At 74.8% G+C, this 6,568-nt stretch carries 4 protein-coding genes; 2 read left to right on the forward strand and 2 right to left on the reverse strand.

Features of this window, described 5'->3' with window-relative positions; all coding sequences use genetic code 11:
- Positions 1-204: 204 nt before the first annotated feature.
- Positions 205-1,947 carry an MFS transporter gene (locus ABZ924_RS37815; RefSeq protein ID WP_361920158.1) on the reverse strand — a complete coding sequence of 581 codons (1,743 nt, stop codon included), beginning with the start codon at positions 1,945-1,947 and terminating at the stop codon, positions 205-207.
- Positions 1,948-2,346: 399 nt separating this feature from the next.
- On the opposite strand from ABZ924_RS37815, the gene ABZ924_RS37820 reads away from it, so the two are divergent.
- The gene (locus ABZ924_RS37820; protein ID WP_361920160.1) at positions 2,347-3,486 is read left to right on the forward strand and encodes a hypothetical protein; all 1,140 of its coding nucleotides are present in this window, start codon (positions 2,347-2,349) and stop codon (positions 3,484-3,486) included.
- 277 nt (positions 3,487-3,763) lie between these two features.
- A complete protein-coding gene (locus tag ABZ924_RS37825) occupies positions 3,764-4,858 on the forward strand; it encodes a phosphatase PAP2 family protein (protein ID WP_361920162.1) in 1,095 nt (364 codons plus the stop codon).
- A gap of 463 nt (positions 4,859-5,321) precedes the next feature.
- Here ABZ924_RS37825 and ABZ924_RS37830 read toward each other — a convergent pair whose 3' ends face one another.
- Complete coding sequence (locus ABZ924_RS37830; RefSeq protein ID WP_361920164.1) at positions 5,322-6,281, reverse strand: YafY family protein; 960 nt, start codon at positions 6,279-6,281, stop codon at positions 5,322-5,324.
- Positions 6,282-6,568: the final 287 nt, after the last annotated feature.

Here is a 6,568-nt window from a genome sequence, read left to right on the forward strand (position 1 = left end):
CCGTTCGCCTCAACCGCCGGCGGGGCTGAAAGACCCGGGCGCTTCGCGCCCGGTGCGCTCAAACGCCGCGCGGGCTGGTTTATCCAGCCCCGCCGGCGTTTGAGGCGCGGGGTCTGGGGCGGAGCCCCAGGCGGGGGCCGGGGCCGCAGGACTCGGTTTCGGGAAAGGGCGGGGTGGGGAAGTGGCTCCGCGCAGCGGGTGGGGTCAGGCTCGGCGGGCCGAGGGGTTGCGGTCCGGGCTGGCCGGGGCCGGGATGCGCGGGGTCGTCGCGCAAGGGGCCGAGGGGCCGGCCTGGGCCGGGAGCCGGACCGGTCCGGCACAGGGCACCGCTTCGGCGTCGGCGTCGGCGTCGGCCGCGGTGCAGTCCATGGTCCGCGGGAGTTTCAGGGCCATCAGGGCCCCCGCCAGCAGCAGGCCGGCGCTGACCACGAGCGTGACGTGCAGCCCTTGCACGAAGGAGTGGCGCGCCGCGCTGTACAGCGCGTCCCCGGCCGCCCCGCCGAGGTGCCCGGCGATCTGGTACGCCTCGCCGAGCGAGTTCGCGGCCCCCCTCGCATCCGCGGCCGAAACCCCCGGCACGTCCAGCACCCCCGGCGCGTACGCCGCGTTCATGACGCTGCCGAGCAGGGCGATGCCCATGCCCGCGCCGAGCTGGTACGCGGTCTCGCCTATGGAGGCCGCCCCGCCCGCGGCCGCCGCCGGCGCCTCGCTCAGCATCGACTCGTACGCGGCGAAGAGGGTGGTCTGGAGCCCGAAGCCGAGCAGGACGAACCCGGCGGTGAGCAGGACGGGCCGGTCGTGCTGCCCCATGAGCGTGAGCAGCAGCACCGAGCAGGCGGTCAGCAGGAAGCCGAGCGACACCATGGTGCGCGGCCCGATCCGGGCCAGCGTGTAGGAGCCGGTGGCGCCTGCGGCCATGGCCGCGAAGGTCAGCGGCAGCAGCCGCAGCCCGGTCTCCAGCGGGCTGAGGTCCAGCACGAGCTGGAGGTACTGGACGGCGAGCAGCTCCAGCCCGACCAGCGCCAGCATGGCGAGCACGATGCACCCGACGGAGGTCGAGAAGGCGGCGCGCGAGAACATCCGCATGTCGATCAGCGGGTGCGCCCGCCGCCTCTGCCGCCGGCTGAACAGGACGAGCAGCACCACCCCGAGCAGCAGCGGCACCAGCGCCTCCGCGTCCAGCAGCCGCCGCTCGGCGCCGAGCCGCTTGACCCCGAGGACCACGCCGAGCACGCCGCCCGCGGCCATGAGCGCGCCGAGCACGTCCCACGGCCCGTCGGCGGCGCCCCTGGACTCGGGCAGCAGCCAGCGCCCGACGGGCAGGATCAGCGCCATCAGCGGGATGTTGATGAGGAAGACCGAGCCCCACCAGAAGTGCTGGATGAGGAAGCCGCCGAGGACGGGGCCGCTGGCCGCGCCGATGGCGGCGACGGCGGTCCAGATGCCGATGGCCAGGGCCCGCTCGCGCCGGTCGGGGAAGACCTGCCGCAGGATCGACAGGGTGGCCGGCATGATCATCGCGCCGCCGACGCCGAGCAGGGCGCGGGCGAGGATGAGGACCTGGGCGTTGTCGGCGAGGGCCGCGATGGCGGAGGCGGTGCCGAAGAGGCCGTATCCGAGCAGGAGTATCCGGCGCCGGCCGATCCGGTCGCCGAGGGTGCCGAAGAGGATCAGCAGCGCGGCGCAGACCAGCGGGTAGGCGTCGACGATCCACAGCAGCTCGACCGAGCCGGGGCGCAGGTCCGCGGTGATGGCGGGAACGGCGACGTGCAGGATCGTCGCGTCGAGCGCGACGAGGACCAGGCTGACGCAGAGGACCGCGAGGACGAGCCAGCGGTTCGTCCCGCCGGAGGCCGCGCGCAGCGTCTGCCCGAGGAGGGTCCCGGGGGTCCTGTCGTTTTTGTCGGCGGTCCTGCGCCTGCGGTCGGACGCGTTGGTCCCCGACATGCATGTACCTCCCAGATGAATCGCTCGCACTCGGCGGACCAGCGTCTCGGCGTCGGCCGCGGTGGTGGTGTGCGGTGCGGCGTCCTGCGAGGTCCGGCATCGACCTGCGAGTGAAGGGTCAGCGTACGCGAGTCCGCCGGTCCGACACGTGGTCAAGCTCTCATCGCGGCGGCGGCCTCGGTGTGGTGTGTGCCACTCGCCTCACGCCGTCCTCACCCCGCTCTCCCCACACTCCCCCGCCACCGGCCCGTTGCCGACACCGCCCCCGGCCCGTCCCCGGCACGGCTCCCGGCCGTGTGGCCGCCCCCGGCGCTCCTTCCGCGCCGCTTCTTCCACGTACACGCGCGGTCACGAACCGTGGTTCTGCCGCCGGGCGGCCGCGGGCGCCACCGGATAATCATGCCTGTGAAAGATCTTGCATTCCGTCGGGCCGCGCCCGCACTGGCCGTCTTCGCGGCGGTGCGGCTGCTCGGCGTGGGCGTGCTCGCGCTGTGGTGCGCGGCGGCCGGGACCAGCCCGCACACGCTGCTGTCCGCGCGGTGGGACTCGCTCTGGTACGCGCGGATCGCCGCGGAGGGGTACGGCTACGAGGTGGTCCTGCCGAACGGGGCCGTCCACTCGAACCTGGCCTTCTTCCCCCTGCTGCCCTGGCTGGAGCGGCTCGTCGCGGCGCCGACCGGGCTGTCGTACGGCTCGGCCGGCCTGGTCGTCTCGGCGGTGGCGGGGCTCGCCGCGGCCTGGGGGATCTTCGCGGTGGCCGCGCTGGTGTGCGCCGAGCGGATCCCGCAGGCCGATCCGCGCCGGGCGGGGGTCTTCGCCGTCGCGGCGTGGGCCGCGCTGCCCGTCGGCATCGTGCAGTCCATGGCGTACAGCGAGTCCCTGTTCACGGCGCTGGCGGCCTGGTCCCTGTACGCGGCCCTGCGCGGCCGGTGGCCTGCGGCGGGACTGCTCGCGGCGGCGGCCGGGCTGACCCGCCCGGTCGGCGCCGCTGTGGCGGCGGCGGTGTGGGTGGCGGCCGCCCTGGCGTGGCGGCGCGGCGAGCGGTCCTGGCGGATGGCGGTGGGCGTGGCCCTGGCCCCGGCGGGCGCGGCGGCGTACGCGCTGTGGGTGGGGGCGCGCACCGGCGGCGGCCCGACCGGGTACCTGGACGTGCAGGGCGGCTGGGGCAACGGCTTCGACGGCGGCTGGGCCTTCGCCCGGTTCATCGGGGCGAAGCTGGCCTCGGGCTCGGTCGCGGCGGGGCTCGGGCTCATCGCGGGCGTGGCGCTGGTGCTGTGGCTGTACGCGCTGTGTGTACGGCAGCGGCAGCCCGCCCCGCTGCTGGTCTACTGCGGGATCGTCGTGGCGCTGGCGCTGTGCGCGTCGGGGTACTTCGGGTCCAAGCCGCGGCTGCTGCTGCCCGCCTTCCCGCTGCTGCTGCCGGCGGCGGTGGCGCTGGCCCGGGCGCGTACGGGGCGGGCGGTGGCGGTGCTGGGCGCGGGGGCGCTGGCCTCGGCGGTGTACGGGGCCTTCTGGCTGAACGGGTCGGGGCCGCCGTAGCCGCGAGCCGGAGGCACGGGCGGCGTCGGCCGCCGGCCCGGGCACCCGAGTCACGGAATGGATCATTCCGAGCCATGTTTCAGCAAAGGAATTGAGCCGCCGCGATAAAGCCCGGGTAAGTGTGCGAAACAATGACGGGGGCAATGGACCGGGCACTCCAACTAATGCCTTAATCCCAGGAATTAAGTGCCGCGTGAGACCAACTCCACATCACATGGTCATCACAAACCCGGTGATTCGACGGGGCCGCCCAGCAGCTCGCGGTAACGTCGATTGAGTGCGTACCGACCAAATCCTGACCCGGCTGGAGCGGGTGTTCGCCCGACTCGACCGGGAACCCGAGCGACCGGCTCATCTGCAAACGCCGCAGATGAGCCGGCACCGCGTCGTGCTCCTCGGAGCGACCCTCGCCTTCTACCTCGCGATCGTGGTGGCCGTCCTGACCACGTCCTGGCTCGTCCGCCTGGACTGGCAGGTCTTCTTCTTCCGGCCGTACGAGCAGTGGCCGCAGGTGCACGCCTTCCTCGACTACCTCGTCGTCCTGGGGCAGCGCGGCCCCACCGCGGTCATGGTCGCCGCATGGCTCGGCTGGCGCTCCTGGCGGCAGCACACGCTGCGCCCGCTGATCGCCCTCGGCGTGGCGCTGCTCCTGCTCAACATCACCGTGGGCTCCGTCAAGCTCGGCCTCGGCCGCCTCGGCCCGCACTACGCCACCACGATCGGCTCCGCCGAGCTCTTCGCCGGCGGCGATATATTTCCTTCCGGCCACACCGCCAACGCCGTCGTGACCTGGGGAATCCTGGCCTACCTGGCCTCCACCACCGTCACCCGGCGGGTGCTGTCCATGGTCTCCGCCGTCGTCTCGCTGAGCGTCGGCGCCACCACCGTCTACCTCGGCACCCACTGGGTCAGCGACGTCCTGCTCGGCTGGTCCGCGGGCCTGCTGATCATGCTGGCGCTGCCCTGGTTCGAGCCGCTGATGGCCGCCGTCGAGGCCTGGGTCTTCGAGCGGCGCGAGCGGATGCGCCGCCGCGTCGAGGCCGGAACCGTGCCCGCGCCCGTCGCCTCGGCGCTGGTCCCGCTGCTCTCCGCGGGCGGGAAGTGGCAGCTCGGGAGCACCGCGGCCGGCGCTGCAGGTGCCGGGGACGCTGCCCTCGCGGCCTCCGTGCCCGCCCCGGCCGCCGCGCAGACGGCCACCGCCGCGGCCGCCCCGCACGCCCCGGTCCCCCGGCCCACCGGGCACCTGTCCGGTCGGCCGCACCTGATCCGGTCCGAGCGGACGCCGGTCACCCCGGCCGGCAGCCGCCGCCCGGCCCACGCCGAACGGGCCGGCGCCGCCCGCGCCACCGCCCGCCCGGCCGCGGGCGGCTGAGCCGGGCCGCGCGGCAGACCGCGGGGCGGTACGCACCACCTCACCCCGCACCGACAGAGGCGGGCCGGATCACCCATCCGGCCCGCCTCTGTCGTCCCCCTGCCGTCCCCCTGCCGTCCCGTCTGTTGTCCCTTCGGTTGTCCGCAACGCCCGAACGTCAGCGACGCGCCCGGAGGTTCGTCCGTACCGGGTCACGCTTGTGTCACGGAATGTCGACAGTTCTCCGACCGCGCCGAGTTACGGCGGGGCAGCCCCGCGGCATTCCTTTTCCGGGCCGCGGAGCGCCCTGCCCGCACCGCCTTTCGCATTCCGTTCGAGAGCCCCGGAATTCCCCGGCGGATTGCCGCTGAGTCCTTGGCGCGTACGGCTTGTCGGGGCCGACCCGGCGCGCCCGGCCGCACTCCGCTTCACCGAACCCCCGTGGTTTCCCCGCCCCTTCTCCACGGCCCGGGCGGCCCCCGCCTCAGTCCACGGCCCGCGAGAGAAGGTCCCGCGCGGCCCGGATCCGCTCGATCAGCTCCGGCGGCTCGACCACCTCGAACTCACAGCCGAGCAGCATCACGTGGATCACGAGCACGTCAAGACTCACCGCCCCCGTGCGCAGCAGGCAGCTCTCCTCGTCCAGCGGCTCCAGCGCCCCGTCGCTCGGCCCGATGACCCGCGCCGCCGCCTGCGCCGACATCTTCAGCCGGAGCACCGCACGGGCGGCGTACGCGGCCTGCGAGACGCCGCGGGAGACGTACGCGGCGAGGTCCTCGGCCGGCGCCGGGCGCGGGACGAAGCGCGGCCCGTGCGGCGGCCTCGGCTCGATCCGGTCGGCGCGGAAGGTCCTCCAGTCCGCCCGGTCCACGTCCCAGGCGACCAGGTACCAGCGCCGCTCGGTGCACACCAGCCGGTGCGGCTCGACCACCCGGCGCGAGGCGCCGCCCTCGTGGTCCCGGTAGCCGAAGCGCAGGCGCTCGCTGTCGCGGCAGGCGGCGGCGAGCTCGGCCAGCACCGAGGGGTCGACGGCGCTCTGCTCCGGTGCGCGCAGCATCGGCACGGTGAACCCGTCGATCGCCGACACCCGCCGCCGCAGCCGCCCCGGCAGGACCTGCTCCAGCTTGGCCAGCGCCCGTACGGAGGCCTCGCCGATCCCCTCGACACCGTTCCCCGCAGCCGTGCGCAGTCCGACGGCGACGGCCACCGCCTCGTCGTCGTCCAGCAGCAGCGGCGGCAGCTCGGCCCCGGCACCGAGCTGGTAGCCGCCTCCGGTGCCGGGGGTGGCGTTCACGGGATAGCCGAGCTCGCGCAGCCGGTCCACGTCGCGCCGCACCGTCCGCGGGGTCACGCCGAGGCGCTCCGCGAGGTCGGCGCCGGTCCATTCGCGGTGGGCCTGCAACAGGGACAGCAGGCGCAGCAGTCGTGCGGAGGTCTCCAGCATGCCGAGCAGTCTGCCAGCGCCGCCCGACCCCCTCGTGGCGGGCCGCCCCGACCCCCTCGCGGACCGGCTGCCGCGGCCCCCGCCCGACACACGGACGAGTGAGCCCCCTCCGCCGCCCCGTGGGGACACGGCCTCAGGCCCCACGCCGCCACCTGTGACGGGGGTCCGGCAAATCCAGCCTCGCCGGCGTTTGAGGCTGGGGGTACCCCCAGCGGTAGCTGGGGGAGGTCCGGGCGCAGCCCGGTGCCCGGCGGAGCCGGGTTTCTTGGGGCGCCGCCCCAAACCCC

The organism is Streptomyces sp. NPDC046876 (assembly GCF_040645035.1).
Lineage (GTDB): Bacteria > Actinomycetota > Actinomycetes > Streptomycetales > Streptomycetaceae > Streptomyces.